The organism is Methylobacterium sp. 13MFTsu3.1M2 (assembly GCF_900112625.1).
GTDB lineage: Bacteria > Pseudomonadota > Alphaproteobacteria > Rhizobiales > Beijerinckiaceae > Methylobacterium.
Window position 1 is genome coordinate 46008 of record NZ_FOMM01000022.1, and the last position, 22988, is coordinate 68995.

The following is a 22988-nucleotide window of genomic DNA, read 5'->3' on the forward strand; positions in this document are numbered from 1 at the left end:
AGATACCGGACCGTCCCGGGCGAACCCGGCGGGACGCGCGTCAGGTCATCATCTTCCGGGCGAACATCGCGGCGCCGAACAGGACGCCGGCGCCCGCGGTGATCAACGCGATCATCAGGAGCCGCCGCGGTTCGGTGGAGGATTCGGCCTTCACCGGCTCGACGATCGGGCTGAAGAACTCGATCTGCCGGGCCGCGATGATGCGCGCGCGCTCGTGGGCGGTCAGCACCTGCTGATAGTACTTCTCGGCGTTCTTGCGGTCGTTCTCCAGGACCTCGAACTTGGTCAACGCGTCGGAGAGCAGGCGCTTCTGCTCCGGATCCTGGCTGGCGGATTGCCGCTCGATCCGGGCGATGTTGTCGTCGAGGTCCTTCATCTGCTGCTTGATGTCGATGATCCGGCGCGCGTCGGGACCGAGGTCCCGCTGCCCGATCGCGAGCTGGAGCGCGAGGTTGATCCGCGAGGCCCGCATCTCGGCGATCATCTTGACGTTGATGTCGTTCGTCTTCTGCGCGTCGAGCACGCCCTCGCGGTTGCGCAGGTCGCGCGTCGCGAGGCGGATCTTGGTCATGCGCTCCTCGGCGAGCCGCAGCTCCCGCGTGCTCTCGGCGACGGCATCCTCGCGCGACTTGACGCTGAGGTCGTTCACCTTGCGCTCGGCCTCCTTCATGATGGCCTTGGCGATGGCGAGGGATTCCTGGGGATCGAAGGCCTCGACCTCCACCGACAAGATGCCGGATCCGGCCTCGACCTCGACGCCGACGCGCCGCTTCCAGTAGCGGACGAACTTCTCGATCGGCTTCTCCGGATCGAACCGCGAGAAGTAATCGATGGACTCGTTGCTGAACCACTGGCGCAGCGGGAGCTGCGCCTCGAGGAGCTCCAGCATCGGACGGCTGAGGATGAACTCGCGCGTGATCAGCGTGTCCTGCGCCACCATCTGGTTCGCCATGCCGGAATTCGTCCCGCCGGTCTCCGAGGACGTCTTCTCGGCGGAGCCGATGGCCGGCCGGATCGCGAATCGCGCCTCGCTGACGTAGCGGTCCGAGGCGATCAGGCCGTAATAGGCCGCCCCGGCGAGCGTCGGCAGCAGGAAGCAGACGACGAACAGGATCGGGATCCAGGGATCGTTCTTGGCGTCGGCCTGAAAGGACCGGATGCCCTTCTTGCGGTCGGCGAAGCGCGACATGCGCGCGATCTGCCGCAGCGACTCGCTCACCGCCTGCTGGCGGTCCGCGGGCGTGACCGGCTGCCCCTCGGCCTTCCGGATCTCCATGTTCATGGTCTGATTCCCGGCCTCCCCGGCCTCGAAGGTCGACCCGTTACCGGGATCCCGCGCGCGCCGCACCCGGCGCCGCGACCGTCTCTCGCACGGCGAGGCGGCAAAAGCATGTCGTCGCGGTCCGGCCGCCGCCGGCGCGGTCAGGCGTTAAGGCGCCGGTACACCTCGATGGCGTCGTTCACGTCCTCGTAGATGATCGCGCGACCGTTCAGCAGGACCAACCCCTGCGTGCACCACTGCCGGATGGTCTCCATGGAGTGCGAGACCATGATGATGTCGGCGTTCTTCCGGCGCTGCGAGAAGACCTCGTCGCAGCGCTTCGAGAACCGCGCGTCGCCGACCGAAGTGATCTCGTCGATCAGGTAGCAGTCGAACGGGATCGCCATGCTCATGCCGAAGGCGAGCCGCGCGCCCATGCCCGACGAATACGTGTAGATCGGCACGTCGAGGTAGCTTCCGAGTTCCGAGAAGTCCTCGACGAAATCGAGCACTTTGCGCGGGTCCTCGCCGTAGATGCGCGCCACGAAGGTGACGTTGTCGCGCCCGGTCATCTTGGGATGGAAGCCGCCGGCGAAGCCGAGGGGCCACGAGACCCTGAGGCCGCGGTGGATCCGGCCGCGCGTCGCGTCCTCGGTGCCGGCGATCAGCCGCATCGTAGTGGATTTTCCGGCGCCGTTGATGCCGAGGATGCCGTAGGACACGCCCGGCTTCAGGGTGAACGACACCTGTTCCAGGATGGTCCGCCGGTGGCCTTCCGTCCGGTAGACCTTGCTGACTTTCTCGAAACGGATCACCGAAATGGTCTCCCGGGCGGTGTGCCGAACCGCCGGTCCGAGCTGCCTGACGGGCGGAGTCCTGCTCGCCGAAAGCGGCAAATCTGAGAAGGACATGAGCGCCTTGCCGCGTCGCGCGGCGGCGATCGAACGGCGCGCGTCTGCAGACGGCTTCGCTCGGAAAGCTCCACCGGTCGCTTGAAGAAAAGTGCCACCTGTCACCCCGTCGGTTGACGCCATTCTCCATTTGGCATACCAAATACCAACCGAAGAGGGCGGGTGACAGCCCTTCAAGGATGCGGGACCGGAATTTTACCGCCGTTTCCGCGCGTGACGTTCAGGAAGGGCCGCCCCATGACAAGGCGCCGGACTGCCGCGATCCACCTCTCATCCGCGCCGCCGACCGGGTGGCGCCCATGACGGCGACCGGGCCGACCCTGGCCGCGCCCGGTTCACACGAAATCCATGGTCTGGCCGAGGCGATCGGCGACGCGGTGGTGGTGTCCGATCCGGACGGCGCCATCACGGTCTGGAACCCAGCCGCGGAGCGCATCTTCGGCTTCACCGCCGCCGAGGCCCTGGGCCAGACCCTCGATCTGATTACACCCGAGCGGCACCGACGCCGCCACTGGGACGGCTACGCCAAGACCATGCGCACCGGCGTCACCCGCTACGGGGCAGAGACCCTGAGGGTGCCGGCGCTCCACAAGGACGGCCGCCAGCTATCCATCGCCTTCACGGTGGGGATGGTGCGGGACGCCTCCGACCGGGTGACCGGGATCGTCGCCGTGATCCGCGACGAGACCGAGCGCTGGGCCGAGGAGAAGCGCCTGCGCCAGCGCGTCGCCGAACTCGAAGCTTCCTCGGATCCGGCCCGTCGGGCGCCTTGAGCCCGCCGGACCATCCGAAGGACCCGATCACTGAACCGCACAGGGAGAACGCCCAATGAGCAAGCCGCTGGAAGGCATCAAGATCATCGACTTCACCCACGTCCAGGCCGGCCCGGCCTGCACGCAGCTCCTCGCCTGGTTCGGCGCCGACGTGATCAAGGTCGAGCGCCCCGGCGCCGGCGACGTGACCCGCACGCAGCTGCGCCACGTCGAGGACGCGGACGCGCTCTACTTCACGATGCTGAACTCCAACAAGCGCTCGCTCACCCTCGACACCAAGACCCAGGCCGGCAAGGAAGTCCTCGAGAAGCTCATCCAGGACTCCGACGTCATGGTCGAGAATTTCGGTCCCGGCGCCCTCGACCGGATGGGCTTCTCCTGGGCCCGCATCCAGGAGCTGAACCCGGGCATGATCCTCGCCTCGGTGAAGGGCTTCTCGGACGGCCACCACTACGAGGACCTGAAGGTCTACGAGAACGTCGCCCAGTGCGCGGGCGGTGCCGCCTCGACCACGGGCTTCTGGGACGGGCCGCCCACCGTCAGCGCCGCCGCGCTCGGTGACTCCAACACCGGCATGCACCTCGCCATCGGCATCCTCACGGCGCTCCACCAGAAGAACAAGACCGGCAAGGGCCAGAAGGTCGCCGTGTCGATGCAGGACTCGGTGATCAACCTCTGCCGCGTGAAGCTGCGCGACCAGCAGCGCCTCGACGCGCTCGGCTACCTCGAGGAGTACCCGCAGTACCCCCACGGCGAGTTCTCCGACGTGGTGCCGCGCGGCGGCAACGCGGGCGGCGGCGGCCAGCCGGGCTGGGTGCTGAAGTGCAAGGGCTGGGAGACCGACCCGAACGCCTACATCTACTTCACGATCCAGGGCCACGCCTGGGCGCCGATCTGCAAGGCGCTCGGCAAGGAGGAGTGGATCACCGACCCGGGCTACAACACGCCGCGGGCCCGCCAGGACAAGATCTTCGACATCTTCAAGACGATCGAGGAGTGGCTCGCCGACAAGACCAAGTTCGAGGCGGTCGACATCCTGCGCACCTACGACATCCCCTGCGCGCCGGTGCTGTCGATGAAGGAGATCGCCGAGGACAAGTCCCTGCGCGAGAGCGGCACCGTCGTCGAGGTGGCGCACCCGAAGCTCGGCAAGTACCTGACCGTCGGAAGCCCGATCAAGTTCTCCGATATGCAGGTCGAGGTGAAGGCGTCGCCGCTGCTCGGCGAGCACACCGATGAGGTGCTCGCAGACCTGGGTTACACCCAGGAGCAGATCCGGGCGATGCACGAGGCCCGCGCGGTCTGATAAGGACCGCCCGACTTCAGCGACCCTGAGACAGGACGGCGCTCCCCGGGGCGCCGTCCTTTTCACGTGCGAGCCCCGGATCCGATGCGCGCATTCCTCAGCCGTTTCCTGCCGGAGCTGACCCCGGTCAGCAAGCGCGAGCGCCTGCGCTCGGCGGCCGGTGCCCTCGTGGGCATCCTGGCGACCGGCTTCGTCTGCCGGGTCTCCGTCCCGGCCGAGGCCCTGCCGGTGCTGATCGCCCCGATGGGCGCCTCGGCGGTGCTGCTCTTCGCGGTGCCGGCGAGCCCTCTGGCGCAGCCCTGGTCGATCCTCGGCGGCAACATCGTGGCGGCGCTCGTCGGCGTCACGGCGGCGGCCTGGATCGGCGACCCGTTCGTGGCGGCGTCCTGCGCCATCGGGGTGGCGATCGCGCTGATGATGGCCCTGCGCTGCCTGCACCCGCCGAGCGGGGCCGTGGCGCTGACGGCGGTGCTCGGCGGCCCGGCGATCCGGGAGCTGGGCTACGGCTTCGTGCTGTGGCCGGTGGCGGTCAACTCGCTGCTGCTGCTGACCACCGCCCTGCTGTTCAACAACCTCACCGGGCGCGCCTACCCGCACCTGCGCCCGGCCGGGCCCCGGACGGCGGATCCGCCCTCGGACGCCCGGGTCGGCTTCCGGGCCTCGGACCTCGACGCCGCGCTGGAGGATTTCGACCAGCTCCTGGACGTCGATCGGGGCGACCTAGAGCAGATCCTGCGGCGCGTGCAGATGCGGGTCTACGGCCGCCGCTCGGGCCCGATCACCTGCGCGGCGATCATGTCGCGCGACGTGATCGCGGTGGCGCCGGACGCGCCGCTCTCCGAGGCCATGCGGCTGCTGCGCCGTCACCGCATCAAGGCGCTTCCGGTCACCGACGAGGGCGCGCGCGTCCTCGGCATCGTCACGCAGACCGACCTGCTCGACAAGGCCGCCTGGGACCGGAGCGGGCCGCGCCTCGGTCTCGGCCGCCGCCTGCGCCTCACCGCCGAGCGCGGCCGCGCCCCCCACGGCTGCGCGGCCGACATCATGAGCGCGGTCGAGCCGGTCGGTCCCGACACGCCCGTGGCCGCCCTGGTGCCGCGGATGTCGGAGGCGGGGCTTCACCACCTGCCGGTGGTCGACGACGACGGCCGCCTGGTCGGAATCGTCTCGCAGACCGACCTGATCCCGGCGCTCCTGTCCGAGGCCGACGCGCCCGAGGCGCCGATCCGCGCCCGCGCGCCGGTCCGGGCCGCGCTGGCCTGACCCTCAGCGCCCGGCGGGCGGATCCGCCAGGAAGAACCTGACCGCCTGCGCCACCACGGCCGGCTGGTGGGCGTGCGGTCCGTCATACTCGACGTAGGTCACGGGATAGCCGGCCTCGCGCAGGGCCGGCACGTGGACCCGGGCGCTCCGGTCGATCGGGATCTGCTCGTCCTGGGTCCCGTGCGACAGGAAGATGCGCGGCGCGCCGACCTGCAGGTGCACCGACAGGAATCCCGCCGACGAGACGATCAGGTGGCTCGCCACGTCGCCGTTCGCGAGCCCCGACGAGAGCGTGTAGCTGCCGCCGTCGGAATGGCCGGCGAAGCAGAGCCGCTGCGGATCGAGCAGGAACCGGTCGGCGACGTGACCCAGCGCCGCCGCGACGCGCTCCCGGTCGGGCCCGTGGCCGGCGATGACGATGTCCCAGGTCGGGAACAGGGATTGCGGCGCGAGGAGCAGGAAGCGCTCGGTCCGGGCGTGCGCCTCCAGCATCGGCAGGATGCGCTCGGCGCTGCCGCCGCCGCCGTGGAACAGCACCACGAGCGGGCAGGGCCGGCGCGGATCGAGGCCCTCGGGGACCACCAGCACCGCGTCGCGCTCGGCGAAGAGGCCGAGGTCGTGCCGGCCCGGGGGGAGGGGCTCCTCGGTCGGGAGCCGGTGGCGGAAGTGCAGGCGGCCGGCGAGGTCGGGGTCGATCATGGATGCACCGTCACCGAACGGATGACGGATCCGGCGCCGTCACTGCCGGCGCGGCGAAGCCATCCCCGCGCTCCGCGCGGAACTGGACCGCGCCGCCCCGGGCCGCTTCGCTTCGCTCGCGATGACGGTGCGGGGAAGGTCTCCCGGAGGCCGGGAGCTTCAGCGGAACACCGTCCCGCGCGGATCCGCGACGCCGTTCTCGTCAAGGCAAAGAGCCGGGCTCGACACGCGAGCCCGGCTTCGATGGTGTGGGATCAGAGATCTCGCGAGGGTCTCGCCCTCACTTCTTCTTCTTGATCCCGCTCTGCGGGTTGAGGCTGCCGATGTTGCCGCTCTCGCTGCCGGCCGCCGGGTCGATGACGGCGTTGACGAGGGCCGGGCGGCCCGAGTTCATCGCCTCGTTGACCGCGCGGGTCAGCTCGTCCGGCGTGGTGACGTGGTAGCCGACGCCGCCGAAGGCCTCCATCATCTTGTCGTAGCGGGAATCCGGCACGAACACGGTGGTGGCCGGGTCGCGGCCGGTCGGATCCGTGTCGGTACCGCGGTAGATGCCGTTGTTGTTGAACACCACGATGCAGACCGGCAGGCCGTACCGGCAGATCGTCTCGACCTCCATGCCGGAGAAGCCGAAGGCGCTGTCGCCCTCGACGCAGAGGACCGGCTTGCCGGTCTCGACCGCGGCCGCGACGGCGAAGCCCATGCCGATGCCCATGATGCCCCAGGTGCCGACGTCCAGGCGCTTGCGCGGCTGGTACATGTCGATGATGCCGCGGGCGAGATCGAGGGTGTTGGCGCCCTCGTTGACGAGGATCGCGTCCGGCCGCTCCTTGACGATGGTGCGCAGCGCGCCGAGCGCGGCGTGGAAGTTCATGGGCGAGGCGTTGCTCATGAGCTTCGGCGCCATCTTGGCGACGTTCGCCTCGCGCTTGGTCTTGAGCGTCTCGATCCAGTCGGACGGGGGCTGCTGCCAGCCCTGGCCCATGCCGTCGAGCAGCGCCTGCACGCAGGAGGCGATGTCGCCGACGACGGGCGCCACGATCTCGACGTTCGAGTCCATCTCGCGGGGCTCGATGTCGATCTGGATGAACTTGGTCGAGCCCGGCTCGCCCCAGCTCTTGCCCTTGCCGTGCGACAGCAGCCAGTTCAGCCGGGCGCCGACCAGCAGCACCACGTCCGAGTCCTTCAGCGCCGTCGAGCGCGCCGCGCCGGCCGAGAGCGGGTGGGTGTCGGGCAGGAGGCCCTTGGCCATGCTCATCGGCACGTAGGGGATGCCGCTGGTCTCCACGAGGGCGCGGATGGCGTCATCGGCCTGGGCGTAGGCGGCGCCCTTGCCGAGCACGATCAGCGGCCGCTTGGCGGATTTCAGGACCTCGAGCGCCCGGGCGATCGCCTCGGGGGCGGGGTGCTGGGCAGGCGCCGGATCGATCACCTTGACCAGAGACTTCTGGCCAGCCTCGGCGTCCATCACCTGGGAGAAGAGCTTGGCGGGCAGGTCGAGGTAGACGCCGCCCGGCCGGCCCGAGCAGGCCGCGCGGATGGCGCGGGCGACGCCGATGCCGATATCGGCGGCGTGCAGCACCCGGAAGGCCGCCTTGCACAGGGGCTTGGCGATGGCGAGCTGGTCCATCTCCTCGTAGTCGCCCTGCTGCAGGTCGACGATCTCGCGCTCGGAGGAGCCCGAGATCAGGATCATCGGGAAGCAGTTGGTGGTGGCGTTGGCGAGGGCGGTCAGGCCGTTGAGGAAGCCCGGCGCCGAGACGGTGAGGCAGATGCCCGGCTTCTGGGTGAGGAAGCCCGCGATCGCCGCGGCGTTGCCGGCGTGCTGCTCGTGGCGGAACGAGATCACCCGCATCCCCTCGGCCTGGGCCATGCGCCCGAGATCGGTGATCGGGATGCCCGGGACACCGTAGATGGTGTCGATGCCGTTGAGCTTGAGCGCGTCGATGACGAGGTGGAAGCCGTCGGTCAGATCGGGCTCGGCCTCGACCTCGGGGGTGCTGTGGACGATCTTGGCGACTGCGGTCATCACGGTTTCTCCCGGAAGATCGGTTTGGACGGGCGGCGCTCGGCGCCGGCTGGCTGGAGGATCCCCCGCACTCCCGAGGAGGGGAGGGTGGGAGATCCGCGAAGGTCGGGCGTCGCTTGCGCGACGTCGTGGGGCGGGGGCCTATCAGGCCGCCCGGATCGGCTGGGCGCTGAGCGCCGCGGGCTGGTCCTCCGAGGCGAGGTAGCGGGCCCGCATCGGGCGCAGGACGAACATCGCCAGCGCCGCCGCCGTCACGTTGAGGACGATGATCAGCGTGAACACCGCCGACCAGCCGTAGGCCGCCGACAGGATGCTGGCGAAGGGGACGAGGAAGGCCGCGGTGCCCTTGGCGGTGTAGAGCAGACCGGCGTTGCTGGCGGCGTACTTGGAGCCGAACGTGTCGCCGCAGGTCGCCGGGAACAGCGAGTAGATCTCGCCGAACACCCCGAAATACACCGCGGTGGCCAGGACGAAGACCATCGGGACGTGACCGTAGGTCAGCAGCACGATCACCGCCAGCGCCGCCGTCGAGAAGGCGATGAACATCGTGTTCTCGCGGCCGATGTTGTCGGAGACGTAGCCGAAGAACGGCCGGCCGAACCCGTCGAAGACCCGGTCGAGCGAGATCGCCAGCGTGAGCGCCGCCATCTGGAGGCCGAACAGGCTCACCGGCACGCCGGCCACCTGGAAGTCGTGGGCGATCGGGGCGATCTGCGCCGCCGCCATCAGGCCGCCGGAAGCGACCATCACGAACATCACGTACATTACCCAGAAGACCGGGGTGCGCACCGCCTCGCGGGGGCTGCGGTCGACCTTGGTCTGCGGCAGGCGGGTCTTCTTGCGCTGGACCGGCGTGTTGGTCGACGGCTTGCGCAGCAGGAAGGCGAGGGCCAGCACCACGGCGCCCTGGCCGATGCCGAAGTACAGGAACGCGTCCTGGTAGCCGCTCGACGCGATCATGCGGGCGATCGGCACCACCGTGATGGCGGCACCCGCGCCGAAGCCGGCCGCGGTGGCGCCGGCGGCGAGGCCGCGGCGATCCGGGAACCACTTGAGCGCGTTGCCCACGCAGGTGCCGTAGACCGAGCCCGCACCGATGCCGGCGACGACGGCGCCGAGATAGAGCATCGCCAGGCTGTCGGCGTAGGCGTTGATGGTCCAGGCGAGGGCGATCATCACGCCGCCGAAGGCGACGACGATCTTAGGACCGTAGCGGTCGACGAACCACGCCTCGACCGGCACCAGCCAGGTCTCCGTGGCGACGAACAGCGTGAACGCGAGCTGGATCGCCGCGCGACCCCAATGGTAGCGCTGGTCGATCGGGTCCACGAACAAGGTCCAACCGTATTGAAGGTTGGCGATCATGGCCATGCAGATCACGCCGAAGGCGAGCTGCCACCATTTCGCCGAAGGCGAATCCTGGCGTTCCATCCCTGAGCCTCTCTCTTGGGCGGCGCGGCCTTGCTCTGGCGGCGTCTATCGTGCCCCGACGATCATGCACATCCGTTCTAGGTATGCAATATACCAGGGTGAGACGGACCGGGTGAAGTGTCAGGACGGCGATATTATTCCGTTTGCCCGGCCGGAGGAATCGGTCCCCAGGCACCGAGCGTCGGTGCCTCCGCGGGGCTCAGAACGTCGTCGAGGGCGGGGATCGAGGCCGGGTCGGCCGGGAAGCCGATGAGGGCGCAGGCGGCCTCCCAATCGGGCCCCGACTTCACCGCCGCCAGGGTTCCCGGATCCAGCGCCGTGATCCGACCCCGGTCGAGACGCATGAAGGCCCGGCCGGTCTCGGCCTGAACGAAGCGGACGACCGCCATCCGGCGCAGGCATTCGCGCAGGAAGCTGGTGTTGGCGGAGGCCGAGAGGTCGGCGCCGTCGAACACCGCGTCGGGCCCGTGGGCGAAGATGTCGACCTTGCGGAAGCGGTCGATGTCGATCAGCCCCTTCACGTCGAGGATGTTGAGAGTTCCGTCCGCCCAGAACGCGATGGTGCGCGGGCGCTCGCCCAGCGGCACGCTGTTGTCGAGGAACTCGCAGACCACCTGCTTGTCCCGTGAGAGCGCCCAGTTGAAGAACAGGCGCGGCATGCCGGTATAGGCCTCGACGTTGTGGGCCAGGAGGTCCTCGACGGCCTTGTAGCGGCCGAACAGCTCGCCGCGCTTCCAGGCGCGCTCCACGGTGTCGGCCGGAGGCGTGACCATGAACTGCATGTAGACGCGGTCGCCGAACCGGGTGAGCAACTGGCCGCCGCCGTCCGAGCCCGCATCGGCCTGGAAGCTGTCGAACCGGAACCGGTCGATCAGCAGGTTCGAGATCCGCCGCTCCGCCGCCTTGCGGGTGACGTAGCGGTCGAGCTTCATGTCGATGATCTCGACCTCGTAGCCGGTCAGCGTCCCGGCGTACCGCGAAGCTTCGCCCAGGCTGTCGTAGTCGAGGAGGTACTTGCGCCAGACGTCGGGGGTGATCACCGCGAAGTCCGACCACGCCATGCCCAGCCGCCTGGCGAGGCCGAGCTGGTAGGGGCGGATCGTGCTCTTTCCGGACGCCGAGGCGCCCTTCACGTTCATCACCACCGGATGATCCTGCGGCGCCAGCCGCCGGTAGCGCTGCGCCTCGACGACGGCGTCGATCCAGGGCTCGATCTGCTCGCCGACGCGCCGGCTGCCGTAGCCGTTCGAGACCAGCGTCCCCGCGATGGTCCGCAGCAGCGCGGCGTCGCGGATGACCGCATTCTGCCGCGCGATGAGGCCCGACACCACGGCGCGCAGAGCCTCGCAGGCGGCCGTCTCCAGGGCGTCGCCGGCTTCGGCGGCGCGCCGCTGCCAGCTCTCGAGATGGCGCAGGGCCCGGGTCGCGAGATCCTCGCGCGGCGCCTGGACCGTCGGCGGGCGGCGCCCGAGCAGGCGGTCGAGCCAGCGCGGCTCTGGCGGCGGCGGGGGAGGTCTCTCCTCCAGGATGGCGGCGATCTCGCGGGCGAGCACCGCGTCGGCCTCGGCGCGGATCCGGTCAAGGGCGGACTCGACCTCGGCGAGGCGCGGCTCGATGCCCTCGCGCAGGATGGTCGCGACGATGGCGCGGAAGTTCACGCCGAGATCGGCGTAGACTTCGCCCACCGGCACGGAGAGATCCGACATCACCCGGATCAGGACCTCGTGGACGACGAGGCGCCCGGCCCGGAACCGGGTGACCTGGCGGGCGGGCAGCCCGCAGAGATCGCTCAGGTCCAGGGCATCGCGGAGCGGCGTCTCGACGTGCTCCGGCCGGTAGACGGTCACGAGGGGCAGGAAGGCGGACGGCAGATCGGACCGGACGCCCGGGTTCCAGGGGCCGATTGGCGGCTCGGGAGAGTGGACCGACGCGTCCGTCACGCGGGCGGCAGCCGTATCCGTCACCGCGCGCTCCGCCGAAGACCGCCCGAGAAGTCCGCAACGCGCGCCGCGACCTCGGGACGAGGGCTTGGATCGGGCAGACGCCTGCCCGGTCCTCGCGGCGAACCCGGCAGTCCCGACCCCGACCACACGGCCGCGGGCGGACGCCGGTTCTTAGAAGATCTTCTGGAACCAGCCGTGGGCGTCATTGGAATTGCCCCGCTGGATGTCCACCAGCAGGCTCCGCAGCCGCTGGGCCACGGGGCCGGCCTTGCCGTTCCCGATGGTGAAGCTCTCCTCCCGGCCCTTCACGGTGCCGATCGGTGTGATCACCGCGGCGGTACCGCAGGCGAAGGCCTCGGTCAGGCGGCCCTCCCGCACGTCGGCGCGCCACGCGTCGATCGTGTAGGGCTCCTCCTTCACGGTCAGGCCCGCCTCCCGCGCCAGCGTGATCACCGAGTCGCGGGTGATGCCGGGCAAGATGCTGTCCGAGAGCGGCGGTGTCACCAGCGTGCCGTCCTCGAAGACGAAGAAGACGTTCATGCCGCCGAGCTCCTCGACGTAGCGGCGCTCGGCCGCGTCGAGGAACACCACCTGCTCGCAGCCCTGGGACGCCGCCTCCGACTGCGCCGCGAGGCTCGCCGCGTAGTTGCCGCCGCACTTGGCCGCGCCCGTGCCGCCCGGGGCCGCGCGGGTGAAGTGCTCCGAGACCCACACCGTCACGGTGCCGGTCGGATCCTTGAAGTAGGAGCCGACGGCCGAGGCGATCGTCACGAACAGGTATTCCGAGGCCGGCTTGACCCCGAGGAAGGCCTCGCTGGCGATCATGAACGGGCGCAGGTAGAGGCTGCCGTCCGGCGTGTCGGGGATCCAGGCGCGGTCGATCTCGACGAGCCTGCGCATCGCCTCGACGAAGGCGTCCTCCGGGAAGGGCGCCATCGCCATCCGCTCGGCGGAGCGGCGGAAGCGCAGGGCGTTGGCCTCCGGCCGGAACAGAGCCGCGCCGCCGTCCGCGGTGCGGTAGGCCTTCAGGCCCTCGAAGATCTCCTGCGCGTAGTGCAGCACCGCGGCGGCGGGATCGAGGGGGATGGCCTCGCGCGCCTGGATCCGCGCGTCGTGCCAGCCGCGGCCGGCGGTGTAGCGCGCCACCACCATGTGGTCTGTGAACACCTTGCCGAAGCCAGGATTCGCCATCAGCGCGGCCCGCTCCTCGGCGGTCCGCGGGGCCGGATGACTTTGGATCTCGAACGTCAGGTCGCTCACGGTGTGGTCCTCATCGACTGAGGCCCTTATGGCGCGCTCCGGCGCGCGAATCTACGGAGCCGGCGCATGACGGCGTCGCCGCACATGCGAGTCGCTCGGCGCGTCACTCGGCGGTCGCGGGCTCCGACAGCTGCAGACGGTGCAGGCGCGCGTAGGCGCCGCCGGCGGCGAGCAGGTCGTCGTGGCGCCCGGTCTCGATCACCCGGCCCGCCTCCATCACGGCGATCTGATTGGCGTCGCGCACGGTCGAGAGCCGGTGGGCAATCACCAGGGTGGTGCGGCCGCGCATCAGCCGGGTCAGCGCCTCCTGGACGAGCCGCTCCGATTCGGAATCGAGGGCCGAGGTCGCCTCGTCGAGGAGCAGGATCGGCGCGTCCTTGAGGAAGGCGCGGGCCAGCGCCACCCGCTGCCGCTCGCCGCCCGAAAGCCGGCCGCCGCCCGGGCCGACCCGGAACTCGTAGCCTTCCGGAAGGGCCGAGACGAAGGTGTGGGCCGCGGCGGCCTCGGCCGCCGCCTCGATCTCCGCGGGCGTCGCCCCGGGCCGGCCGAAGCCGATATTGGCGGCGATCGTGTCGTCGAACAGCACGACCTCCTGCGAGACGACCGCCACCGCGGCGCGCAGGGAGGCCAGCGTCACCCCCCGGACGTCCTGGCCGTCGATGGTCACGGCGCCGCCGGTGACGTCGTAGAGGCGCGGAACGAGGTTGAGCAGCGAGGACTTGCCCGAGCCCGAGCGCCCGACGAGCGCCGTCACCGATCCGGCCGGGACCGCGAGGTCGATGCCCTCCAGCGCCGGCGCGTCCGGCCGGTAGCGGAACCGGACGTCGGCGAAGCGGATCGCGCCGCCGGTCACCGCCAGCGGCCGGGCCTCCGGCGCCTCGCGGATCGTGGCACTCTCGTCCATGACGTCGAAGTAGCGCCGCAGCGCGGCCGCCGCCTCCTGCAGGATGGCGTTGAGGTTGCCCAGCGCCCGGGCCGGCTGAGCGGCGAGGAGCAGGGCCGCCACGTAGCCGGTGAAGTCGCCGACGGTCTTCTCGCCGGCCAGGACCCGCTGGCCGACCAGCACCAGGACGCCCGCCACCGCGATGCCGCCGCCGATCTCCAGCAGCGGGTCGAGGCGGCCGCGGGCATTGGCGGCCTTCATCTTGAGGCGCCGCACCTCGTCGAGGGCCTCCGCGGCGCGACCCTTGAGGTAGGCCTCCATCGCGTAGGCCTTGGCGACCCGGGCCCCCTGCAGGCTCTCGGAGATCAGGCTGGCGGTGGCGCCCATCTGCTCCTGGGTCGAGGTCGAGACCCGCCGGAGCTTCCGGCCGATCCGCCCGATCGGTCCCGCCACGAACGGGACCGTGACGCCGGCCACGAGGGTCAGCACCGGATCCATCCAGATCAGCGCCGCCACGAGCCCGATCAGCATCGCGATGTCGCGGAGCAGGACCGTCGAGATGCGGGTCAGCGCCTCCTTGATGAAGGCGAAGTCGGTGGTGAAGCGCTGGGTGAGCGCCGCCGGGCTCTCGCGGCCGAGCTGGGCGAGATCCGAATCGATGAGATGCCCGTAGAGCGCCGCCTGCATGTCGGCCTCGACCCGGGTCACCACCCGGTTGGTCAGCACCGTCTGGCCGTAGAGGGCGAAGCCGCGCGTGGCCGTGACGACGATCACCACCAGCGGTCCGTACGCGATGGCGGCAGCGTCCTTGCGGTCGAAGGCGTCGAAGGCGGCCTTGATCAGCGCCGGGTAGAGCCCGGTCGAGGCGCCGACCAGGGCGATCAGCACCAGCACCACCGCCAAGGTGGCCCGGTGCGGGTACAGCCACGTGCGCCAGAGCCGGGCGAGGAGGGGAGCCGTGTCGCCGGAAAGGCGCGCCATGAGACCTACCGGGTCGGATCAGTGCCGCCCCGGGGCAGGATGCGCGGCGGCTGCGGTTTGCCGCCGCCGCCGCCGCGGATCAAGGCTTTTGCTCAGCGGCCGTCGCCGCGCGGCCCGTGATCGTCGCCGCGATCGTCACCGCGGTCCCGGTGCCAGCCGCCCCGCATGCCGTGGCCGCCCATCGGGCCCATCGGCCGGGCGAGGATCATGGCGCGCCGCTTCTGGTCCTGGTCAAGGCTGGCGTAGAGCGGCTGGGACGCGTCGGCGAGCTTGCGCAGGGCGTCGCCCCGCGCGCTCGCCGCGTCCGCCATCGCCCGCAGCGCCGCCGGGGCGTCGTCGCTGAACTTCGGCCGGTCGCGCATCGCCTCGCGGCGCTGCTGGCGCAGCTTGGCCATGTCGCGGATCGCCGTCTCCACCGGCGGCCACAGCTTCTCCTGGTCGGCGTTGAGCTTCAAGCCGGCATGCAGGGCGGCGATGCGGGCATCCGTGAAGGCCGCGCGGTCCTCGGGGGTCAGCGCGCTCCAGCGGCCGTGCCCGCGGAAGCCCTCGGGTCCGTGATCGCGCGCGACCGCCGCGCCGGCGAGCCCGAGGCCGAGCGCCCCGGTCACCAGGATGGCCGCCGTCAAAGGTCGGGACATGGAAATCTCCGTCTCACGCTCGGGACGTCGCCGCGGCCCGCGGCGGCGCCCAACGCCGCGCATAGGGCACCTGCCGTGTATCCCGCTTGTGTATGTAACAATGTTACATTAGTGGCAGGCGCGACGGGGTTGCGGCAGGTGGAGCGGTGCGGCGCGTGGCGAGAACATTCCGAATCGCGGCGCTCGCGATCCTGACTCTGTGGTTCGGATCGGCGGGGCCGGTCTCGGCCGCACCGCAGGACCGGCCGGTGCGGGCGGTGGCGACCTTCTCGATCCTGGGCGACCTCGTCCGGCAGGTCGGCGGATCGCACGTGACGGTGGCGACGCTGGTCGGTCCGGACTCCGACGCGCACGGCCTGAGCCCGTCCCCGGCCGACGCGCGCAAGCTCGCCGAAGCCGACATCGTGTTCGTCAACGGCCTCGGGCTGGAGGGCTGGTTCGACCGGCTGATCCGGGCCTCCGGCACGCGCGCCCCCGTGGTGGTGGCCTCCGCGGGCGTGAAGCCGATCCCCGCGCAGGACGAGCACGCCCACGAGGACGGCGATCACGGACACGGACACGGCGACCACGCCGTGGACCCGCATGCCTGGCAGGACGTCGCCAACGTGCGGACCTACGTGGCGAACATCCGGGACGGCCTCGCCAAGGTCGATCCGGCCCATGCCGACGCCTACCGGGCGGCGGCGGCCGCCTACCTCGCCGAGCTCGACGCGCTGGAGCGGGACGTCCGGGCGGCGATCGCCCGCATCCCCCCGGAGCGGCGGCGGATCATCACGACCCACGACGCCTTCGGCTACTTCGCGGCGGCCTACGGCCTGCGCTTCATCGCGCCGCAGGGCGTGTCGACGGACAGCGAGGCGAGCCCGCGGGACGTGGCCGCGATCATCCGCCAGATCCGGAAGGAGCGCGTGCCGGCGGTGTTCCTCGAGAACATCAGCGACCCGCGCCAGATGCAGCAGATCGCCCGCGAGAGCGGCGCCCGCGTCGGCGGCAAGGTCTATTCCGACGCGCTCTCGGCGCCAGGCGGCCCGGCCGCGACGTATCTCGACCTGATGCGGTCGAACCTGAAGGCGTTCGACGCCGCGCTGATGCCGGGCTAGCCCGCCGTCAGGGCGCGTCGCCGCGATCCTTCGCCTTCACGGCGTCGGACATGACATAGCGTAAACCGCCGGTTAAGAGGCCCCCACTAGCCTTACGAAACGGGTGCCAGCCGATCCTCGTGCGCGAGGGCTCAAGGCCTTGGGGCCTTCAGAACGCGTAGCTCGGAGATCGCGTGGCTTGGGGGCCTGACCGCTGGCGCTTCTATCGGCTCGTCGCGCGCGAGACCGCGCGCGCGGTCCGCGCCGCCGGCGCCAGCGTCACAGCCCCGCCCGACATCCTCGCCCGGATGCGGGTCGCCGGCCTGGTGATCGCGCCGCAGGACCTGCGCACCTCCGACGCGACCTTCGCGGACGACATCTATGCCGGGTTGTTCGTCTTCGCCGGCCGATCGCTCGCGGCGAGCGGCGGCTCGCCCTTCGACTACGCGGCACCGTCGCCGGAATGGGCCGACGAGCTCTACGGCTTCGGCTGGCTGCGCCACCTGCGCGCCGCCGACACCGCGCTGGCCCGCGCCAATGCCCGCGCCTTCGTGGCCGATTTCATCGCCGGCCGCGGCGACGCGGCGCTCGCCCGCCAGACGCCGGTGGCGGCGCGCCGGCTGATCTCGTTCCTGTGCCAGTCGCCCCTCGTTCTGGAGGGTGCCGACCACGGCTTCTACCAGAACTTCCTCAAGGCGATCGGCCGCAACGCCCAGCAGCTCGAGCGCGACCTCCGGCGCGGTGTGCCGCCGCAATGGCGCCTGAACGCCGCGGTGGCGCTCTGCTACGCCGGCCTGTGCTGCGACGGCATCCAGCCGATCCTGCGCCGGGCGACCCGCATCCTGACGCGGGAGCTCGACCGGCAGATCCTGACCGACGGCGGCCACCGCTCCCGCGACCCGCGCTACGCCATGGAGCTGCTCCTCGACCTCCTGCCGCTGCGGCAGAGCTACCTGAGCCGCAGCGTCGAGCCGCCGCTGGCGCTCCTGCGCGCGGTCGACCGGATGCTGCCGCTGCTGCGACTGCTCCGCCACCCGGACGCCTCGCTGAGCCACTTCAACGGCATGGGCGCCACGGACGCGGACCATCTCGCGACCCTGCTGGTCTATGACGGCGCGCTCGCCCGCCCGCTGATGCACGCGCCGAACTCGGGCTACGAGCGCCTGGAGGGCGGCCGGGTGGTGATCGTCGCCGATGTCGGTGCCAGCCCGCCGCTGCCCTACGCGGTGAATGCCGGTGCGGGCTGCCTCGCCTTCGAGATGTCGAGCGGGCCGCAGCGCATCGTGGTCAATTGCGGCCTGCCGGCCAGCGGCGCGGATCTGCGCCTCCTCGCCCGCTCGACGCCGGCCCATTCGACGGCCTCGGTGGCCCACGCCTCATCCTGCCGGTTCCTCACCCGCACCGGGTGGTGGGGCGAGCGGCTGCTGGCGGACTGGCTGATCGGCCGGCGCGGGCCCGTGGTCCTGAGCGGTCCGTCGGCGGTGGCGGCCGAGCGGGCCGAGGAGGCCGACAGCGTCGTCCTCGCGGCCCGGCACAACGGCTACGCCCCCGAATTCGGCATCGTGCACGAGCGTCGCTGGCAGCTCTTCCACGCGACGGCGCGCCTGGAGGGCCGCGACGCCTTCCTGCGCCAGGGCAAGGGGCTCAGCCGCGGGCGGCGGCTGCGCCCGCAGGACGTGGCGATCCGTTTCCACCTGCATCCCGGCATCGCGGTGCGCAGCGTCCCGGAGGGGCTGGAACTCGCCTCGGCGCTCGGGGAGGTCTGGGTATTCAGCGCCGAGAACGCCGAGATCGCCATCGAGGAGAGCGTCTACTTCTCGGGCCTGACCGGACCGCGCCGGACCGACCAGATCGTCCTCCACCTGCGGGTATCCGACGATGTGGAAGTCCGGTGGAGCTTCGAGCGTCGGGCCTCCGCGCCCCTGCGCGGCGTGGCGCCCTGACGGGTCTCCGGACAGGGCCGGCTGGCCGGGCTCACCGTTTCCATGCTACCGCGCCGGAAAATCTCGAACTTTCGGCACGAAGCTATGGCGCACGATCAGGTGCGGGTCTCCCGCGCGCTCCTCTCGGTCTCGGACAAGACCGGCCTCGTCGACTTCGCCCGGGCGCTCCACGCCCGCGGCATCGCGCTGGTCTCGACCGGGGGCACCCACCGGACCCTGCAGGAGGCCGGCCTGCCGGTCACCGAGGTCGCCGACCTGACGGGGTTCCCGGAGATGATGGACGGCCGGGTCAAGACGCTGCACCCGGCGGTCCACGGCGGGCTGCTCGCCATCCGCGACAACCCGGAGCACCAGGCCGCGCTCGCCGCCCACGGCATCGGCGCCATCGATCTCCTCGTGGTCAACCTCTACCCGTTCGAGGCGACCATCGCGGCCGACCGGTCCGACGCCGACTGCATCGAGAACATCGATATCGGCGGCCCGGCCATGATCCGCGCGGCGGCCAAGAACCACGCGGACGTCGCCGTCGTCACCGACGTGTCGGACTATGCCGGCGTCCTCGCCGCCCTCGAGGCGCAGGACGGCGCACTCGGCGCGGATCTGCGCCGGAGCTTGGCGCAGAAGGCCTTCGCCCGCACCGCCTCCTACGATGCCGCCATCGCCAACTGGATGGCGGGCCGCTTCGGCGCCGAGGCGCCGGCCCGCTTCCGGGCCTTCGGCGGTTCCCTGGGCCAGGAACTGCGCTACGGCGAGAACCCCCACCAGTCGGCCGCCTTCTACCGCGCCCCCGGTAAGGTCCGGGCGGGCGTGGCCACCGCCCGCCAGCTCCAGGGCAAGGAGCTGTCCTACAACAACTTCAACGACACGGACGCCGCCTACGAGTGCGTGGCCGAGTTCGACCCGGCCCGGACCGCCGCCGTGGCCATCATCAAGCACGCCAACCCCTGTGGCGTCGCCGAGGGGGCGAGCCTGCTCGAGGCCTACGAGCGGGCCCTGAGCTGCGACCCGACCTCCGCGTTCGGCGGCATCGTCGCCCTGAACCGGACCCTCGACGCCGAGGCGGCCCGCCGGATCGTCGAGATCTTCACGGAGGTGATCATCGCCCCCGACGCCACGCCCGAGGCGGCGGCCATCGTGGCCGGCAAGAAGAACCTGCGCCTGCTGCTGGCCGGCGGCGTGCCCGACCCGCGGGCCGGCGGGGAGACCGTGCGGACCCTCGCGGGCGGGCTGCTGGTTCAGAGCCGGGACGCGGCGGTCGTCGACGACATGCCGCTCACGGTCGTGACCAGGCGCGCGCCGACCGAGGCCGAGCTGGCCGATCTCCGGTTCGCCTACCGGGTGGCCAAGCACGTGAAGTCGAACGCCATCGTGTACGCGAAGGCCGGCGCCACGGTCGGCATCGGCGCGGGCCAGATGTCCCGGGTCGATTCCTCGCGCATCGCCGCCTGGAAGGCCGCCGAGGGGGCGAAGCGTCTCGGGCTGGCCGAGAGCCTCGCTGTCGGCTCGGTGGTGGCGTCGGACGCGTTCTTCCCGTTCGCGGACGGCCTCATGGCGGCCGCCGAGGCGGGCGCCACCGCGGTGATCCAGCCCGGCGGCTCGATGCGCGACGCGGACGTGGTCGCGGCGGCCGACGAGGCCGGTCTCGCCATGGTCCTGACGGGGCACCGCCACTTCCGGCACTGAGCCGGCGGGCCGTCTCCCGCCCTCCGGGACGGCGCGCCACCTCGGGGGCGGCCGCACCGGTCCGGACGCCCCGGAACGCCCGCGGTCGCGTCGCCGCGCCGCGTTAACGATACGCCGCGATCGGATCGGCCGGGTCGATTGTTTGCCGAGCGGGCGCTTCCGCCCAGCATTGCCGTGAACAGACGCGTTGCTCGACCAAGCTCGGCAATGAATGGTCGGCGTCCGGGAAAACTATCTTTGGTGCAACATTACGGGTGTAATATTCCAAACTTGTCGAATAGGCGCGGTGTCTGCGCCGCGGGTTGAAATTTTCTCGGTCGCACGCCATCATCGCGGGGAAATGCGCCGGAAGCTCGCGTGGAGAACTTCCTGGAACAGCTCCGGGTCGAGTGACGAGATGGTGGTCGCAGCGCTGTTGTTTCTCGTGGGATGGCTTCTCGGCCGATCCTACTCGGTGATCATCCTCGCCCTGACCTCGTCGGTGATCCTGTTCACCGCCACGACGATCTTCGCGTCGGTCTACGGGATCGACCTGCTGCGCGTCCTGATCGTGTTGGGATATCTAACCGCGCATCAGGCAGGGTATCTCCTCGGCGCCTATCTCACCGGGTACCCCGAGAGCGATCGGGGGCGGTGAGGCGCATCACCACCACCAGACCAGCCGTCCGGCGTACCCGTTGATCAGGATCCAGAGCCCAGCGGCGACGAGGGACCAGGTAATCACAAGGAGAAGCGGTGGCTTCGTGCCGGGCTGACTGCGCAGAAGTGTCAGGACGGTGTTCACGTTCGATATCCCAGGGGCCCGGTGCGGAGGGAAAGCCGATACGGGCTCGTACCGCATCGGGTTCCACCGGGCCGATTGTCGGCAGGTTAAATCTTGTCCAGGCTCGGGTGACGGGCGCGCCTTCGATGAGCTCAGGGTCGCCGGTCAGATTACTTGCAGTTGCAATAAGTCGCCTCTCGCAACATCAAAAGTTTGAACCAGGACAATTGACGCTCCGGATCCGGTCGGTGGAGGCCTGTTTCCGCCGGGCCTCGATACTTGACACATCCGTATAGGATCAGACGAAACGCAATCCGTGAGGAACCGCACGGGTCGCTATTTCGCCGCCGCGTTGCAGGCTCGACACAAGGGGGACGGCCGCGTCGTGCCGTACGAACGAGAACGCCCAGGCAGCGTGAGCTGCCTGGGCGTCTCTGACACGCGCCGGACCTCGGTCCGGCCGGCTCGCGCCGATCAGGTGTCGGCGAAGATGTCGCGATCCTTGGTCTCCGGCACGAAGAACACGCCGATGATGACTGTCGCGACCGCGATGACGATCGGGTACCAGAGGCCGAAATAGATGTCGCCGGTCTGGGCCACCATGGCGAAGGCGGTCGCCGGCAGGAGGCCGCCGAACCAGCCGTTGCCGATATGGTAGGGCAGCGACATCGAGGTGTAGCGGATCCGTGTCGGGAACAGCTCCACCAGCATGGCGGCGATCGGGCCGTAGACCATCGTGACGAAGAGCACGAGGATGAACAGCAGGCCGATCACCTGCGCGACCTGCGGCCGGAAGATGTCGAACGGGTTCGACATCTTGACGATCTCGGGGTCGCCGGCCTTCGGGTAGCCCGCGGCCTGCAGCGCGGCGGTCGTGGCCTTGTTGGCCTCGACGTTGCCGCCCTGCGGGTACGGGATCTCGGTGTCGTTGACCCGGATCGTGGTGGGCTGGCCGGCCGCGCCGGGGGCGGTCGAGTAGCGGACCGACGACTTCGACAGGAAGTCGCGGGCGAGGTCGCAGGGCTGGGTGAACACCCGGGTCCCGACCGGGTTGAACAGGGTTCCGCAGGCGGCCGGATCGGCCGTCACCGTCACCTTCACGTTCTCGATCGCCGCCTCGAGCTTCGGGTTGGCCGTCGAGGTGATCCCCTTGAAGATCGGGAAGAACGTCGCCGCCGCGATCGCGCAGCCCGCCAGGATGATGACCTTGCGGCCGATCTTGTCGGACAGCCAGCCGAAGACCACGAAGAAGCCGGTGCCGAAGAGCAGCGACCACGCGATCAGCAGGTTGGCCGTGTAGCCGTCGACCTTCAGGATCGATTGCAGGAAGAACAGCGCGTAGAACTGGCCCGTGTACCAGACCACGCCCTGGCCGGCGACGAGCCCGAACAGGGCGATGATCGCGAATTTCGCGTTCCGCCACTGGCCGAACGCCTCGGTGAGCGGCGCCTTGGAGGTCTTGCCCTCCTCCTTCATCTTCTGGAAGGCCGGCGATTCGGAGAGCTGGAGGCGGATCCAGACCGAGATGCCGAGCAGCAGCACCGAGACCAGGAACGGGATGCGCCAGCCCCACTCGGCGAAGGCGGCCTCGCCGGTGATGGTCCGGGTCGCCAGGATCACCATCAGCGACAGGAACAGGCCCAGGGTCGCGGTCGTCTGGATCCAGCTCGTGTAGAAGCCGCGCCGGCCATTGGGGGCGTGCTCGGCCACGTAGGTCGCCGCGCCGCCGTACTCGCCGCCGAGCGCGAGGCCCTGGGCGAGGCGCAGGACGATCAGGATGATCGGGGCCGCGATGCCGATGGTCGCCGCGTTGGGCAGGATGCCGACGATGAAGGTCGACAGACCCATGATCAGGATCGTGACGAGGAAGGTGTACTTGCGGCCGACGAGGTCGCCGACGCGGCCGAACACGAGGGCGCCGAACGGGCGGACGATGAAGCCGGCCGCGAAGGCCAGCAGGGCGAAGATGTCGCGCGTGGCCGGCGGGTAGGCCGAGAAGAATTGCGCGCCGATGATCGCCGCCAGAGAGCCGTAGAGATAGAAATCGTACCACTCGAACACGGTGCCGAGCGAGGACGCGAAGATCACCCGCTTCTCGGCCGACGTCATCGGCCTCGCGGCGTCCCCTGTCCGCGCACTCGCGGT

The 22988-nt window shown here is 70.4% G+C and carries 17 protein-coding genes; 7 read left to right on the top strand and 10 right to left on the bottom strand.

The window, feature by feature from the left end; translation table 11 throughout:
- Positions 1–40: 40 nt before the first annotated feature.
- Together BM314_RS21520 and BM314_RS21525 are read right to left on the bottom strand one after the other, a co-directional pair.
- The gene (locus BM314_RS21520) at positions 41–1282 is read right to left on the bottom strand and encodes a KpsE/RkpR family capsule polysaccharide export protein (RefSeq protein WP_042675235.1); all 1242 of its coding nucleotides are present in this window, start codon (positions 1280–1282) and stop codon (positions 41–43) included.
- Positions 1283–1422: 140 nt separating this feature from the next.
- Positions 1423–2076, bottom strand: coding sequence for an ABC transporter ATP-binding protein (locus BM314_RS21525; RefSeq protein ID WP_012322467.1), 654 nt, complete (start codon positions 2074–2076; stop codon positions 1423–1425).
- A 395-nt stretch (positions 2077–2471) separates the two neighbouring features.
- On the opposite strand from BM314_RS21525, the gene BM314_RS21530 reads away from it, so the two are divergent.
- From BM314_RS21530 to BM314_RS21540, 3 genes are all read left to right on the top strand, one after another.
- Complete coding sequence (locus BM314_RS21530) at positions 2472–2945, top strand: PAS domain-containing protein (RefSeq protein ID WP_244534811.1); 474 nt, start codon at positions 2472–2474, stop codon at positions 2943–2945.
- 55 nt (positions 2946–3000) lie between these two features.
- On the top strand, positions 3001–4251 hold the full coding sequence (frc, locus tag BM314_RS21535; protein WP_020092898.1) for a formyl-CoA transferase: 1251 nt from the start codon (positions 3001–3003) through the stop codon (positions 4249–4251).
- A gap of 84 nt (positions 4252–4335) precedes the next feature.
- A complete protein-coding gene (locus tag BM314_RS21540) occupies positions 4336–5514 on the top strand; it encodes an HPP family protein (protein ID WP_091980107.1) in 1179 nt (392 codons plus the stop codon).
- Between the two features lie 3 nt (positions 5515–5517).
- Here the strand turns inward: BM314_RS21540 and BM314_RS21545 are convergent, their stop codons facing one another.
- The 7 genes from BM314_RS21545 to BM314_RS21575 form a co-directional block, all read right to left on the bottom strand.
- Entirely contained in the window at positions 5518–6213 is a 696-nt protein-coding gene (locus BM314_RS21545) for an alpha/beta hydrolase (protein ID WP_091682032.1), read from the bottom strand.
- Between the two features lie 280 nt (positions 6214–6493).
- Positions 6494–8239 (bottom strand): oxalyl-CoA decarboxylase, encoded by a 1746-nt coding sequence (gene oxc, locus BM314_RS21550; RefSeq protein ID WP_091980109.1) that lies wholly within the window; start codon positions 8237–8239, stop codon positions 6494–6496.
- A 144-nt stretch (positions 8240–8383) separates the two neighbouring features.
- Positions 8384–9670, bottom strand: a complete 1287-nt coding sequence (gene oxlT / locus BM314_RS21555; protein WP_056531965.1) for an oxalate/formate MFS antiporter — start codon at positions 9668–9670, stop codon at positions 8384–8386.
- Positions 9671–9804: 134 nt separating this feature from the next.
- Entirely contained in the window at positions 9805–11610 is a 1806-nt protein-coding gene (locus BM314_RS21560) for a DEAD/DEAH box helicase family protein (RefSeq protein WP_091980112.1), read from the bottom strand.
- A 174-nt stretch (positions 11611–11784) separates the two neighbouring features.
- On the bottom strand, positions 11785–12873 hold the full coding sequence (locus BM314_RS21565) for a branched-chain amino acid aminotransferase (protein ID WP_020092892.1): 1089 nt from the start codon (positions 12871–12873) through the stop codon (positions 11785–11787).
- Positions 12874–12976: 103 nt separating this feature from the next.
- A complete protein-coding gene (locus tag BM314_RS21570) occupies positions 12977–14737 on the bottom strand; it encodes an ABC transporter ATP-binding protein (RefSeq protein ID WP_091980114.1) in 1761 nt (586 codons plus the stop codon).
- A 92-nt stretch (positions 14738–14829) separates the two neighbouring features.
- Entirely contained in the window at positions 14830–15375 is a 546-nt protein-coding gene (locus BM314_RS21575; RefSeq protein WP_091682022.1) for a Spy/CpxP family protein refolding chaperone, read from the bottom strand.
- Between the two features lie 155 nt (positions 15376–15530).
- On the opposite strand from BM314_RS21575, the gene BM314_RS21580 reads away from it, so the two are divergent.
- From BM314_RS21580 to BM314_RS21595, 4 genes are all read left to right on the top strand, one after another.
- The gene (locus BM314_RS21580) at positions 15531–16475 is read left to right on the top strand and encodes a metal ABC transporter solute-binding protein, Zn/Mn family (RefSeq protein ID WP_091980116.1); all 945 of its coding nucleotides are present in this window, start codon (positions 15531–15533) and stop codon (positions 16473–16475) included.
- Positions 16476–16648: 173 nt separating this feature from the next.
- On the top strand, positions 16649–18397 hold the full coding sequence (locus BM314_RS21585; RefSeq protein WP_091925096.1) for a heparinase II/III family protein: 1749 nt from the start codon (positions 16649–16651) through the stop codon (positions 18395–18397).
- A gap of 84 nt (positions 18398–18481) precedes the next feature.
- The gene (purH, locus tag BM314_RS21590) at positions 18482–20080 is read left to right on the top strand and encodes a bifunctional phosphoribosylaminoimidazolecarboxamide formyltransferase/IMP cyclohydrolase (protein WP_091980118.1); all 1599 of its coding nucleotides are present in this window, start codon (positions 18482–18484) and stop codon (positions 20078–20080) included.
- 397 nt (positions 20081–20477) lie between these two features.
- A complete protein-coding gene (locus tag BM314_RS21595; protein WP_091980120.1) occupies positions 20478–20717 on the top strand; it encodes a hypothetical protein in 240 nt (79 codons plus the stop codon).
- A gap of 600 nt (positions 20718–21317) precedes the next feature.
- Here the strand turns inward: BM314_RS21595 and BM314_RS21600 are convergent.
- On the bottom strand, positions 21318–22952 hold the full coding sequence (locus tag BM314_RS21600; protein WP_020092885.1) for an MFS transporter: 1635 nt from the start codon (positions 22950–22952) through the stop codon (positions 21318–21320).
- Positions 22953–22988 lie beyond the last annotated feature (36 nt).

Bases quoted from the DNA above. Each gene is read 5' to 3' on its own strand.
- oxlT (WP_056531965.1), bottom strand. From the start codon at position 9,670: ATGGAACGCCAGGATTCGCCTTCGGCGAAATGGTGGCAGCTCGCCTTC.
- BM314_RS21540 (WP_091980107.1), top strand. From the start codon at position 4,336: ATGCGCGCATTCCTCAGCCGTTTCCTGCCGGAGCTGACCCCGGTCAGC.
- BM314_RS21600 (WP_020092885.1), bottom strand. From the start codon at position 22,952: ATGACGTCGGCCGAGAAGCGGGTGATCTTCGCGTCCTCGCTCGGCACC.
- frc (WP_020092898.1), top strand. From the start codon at position 3,001: ATGAGCAAGCCGCTGGAAGGCATCAAGATCATCGACTTCACCCACGTC.
- oxc (WP_091980109.1), bottom strand. From the start codon at position 8,239: ATGACCGCAGTCGCCAAGATCGTCCACAGCACCCCCGAGGTCGAGGCC.
- BM314_RS21545 (WP_091682032.1), bottom strand. From the start codon at position 6,213: ATGATCGACCCCGACCTCGCCGGCCGCCTGCACTTCCGCCACCGGCTC.
- BM314_RS21520 (WP_042675235.1), bottom strand. From the start codon at position 1,282: ATGAACATGGAGATCCGGAAGGCCGAGGGGCAGCCGGTCACGCCCGCG.
- BM314_RS21570 (WP_091980114.1), bottom strand. From the start codon at position 14,737: ATGGCGCGCCTTTCCGGCGACACGGCTCCCCTCCTCGCCCGGCTCTGG.
- BM314_RS21575 (WP_091682022.1), bottom strand. From the start codon at position 15,375: ATGTCCCGACCTTTGACGGCGGCCATCCTGGTGACCGGGGCGCTCGGC.
- BM314_RS21595 (WP_091980120.1), top strand. From the start codon at position 20,478: ATGGTGGTCGCAGCGCTGTTGTTTCTCGTGGGATGGCTTCTCGGCCGA.
- BM314_RS21530 (WP_244534811.1), top strand. From the start codon at position 2,472: ATGACGGCGACCGGGCCGACCCTGGCCGCGCCCGGTTCACACGAAATC.
- purH (WP_091980118.1), top strand. From the start codon at position 18,482: ATGGCGCACGATCAGGTGCGGGTCTCCCGCGCGCTCCTCTCGGTCTCG.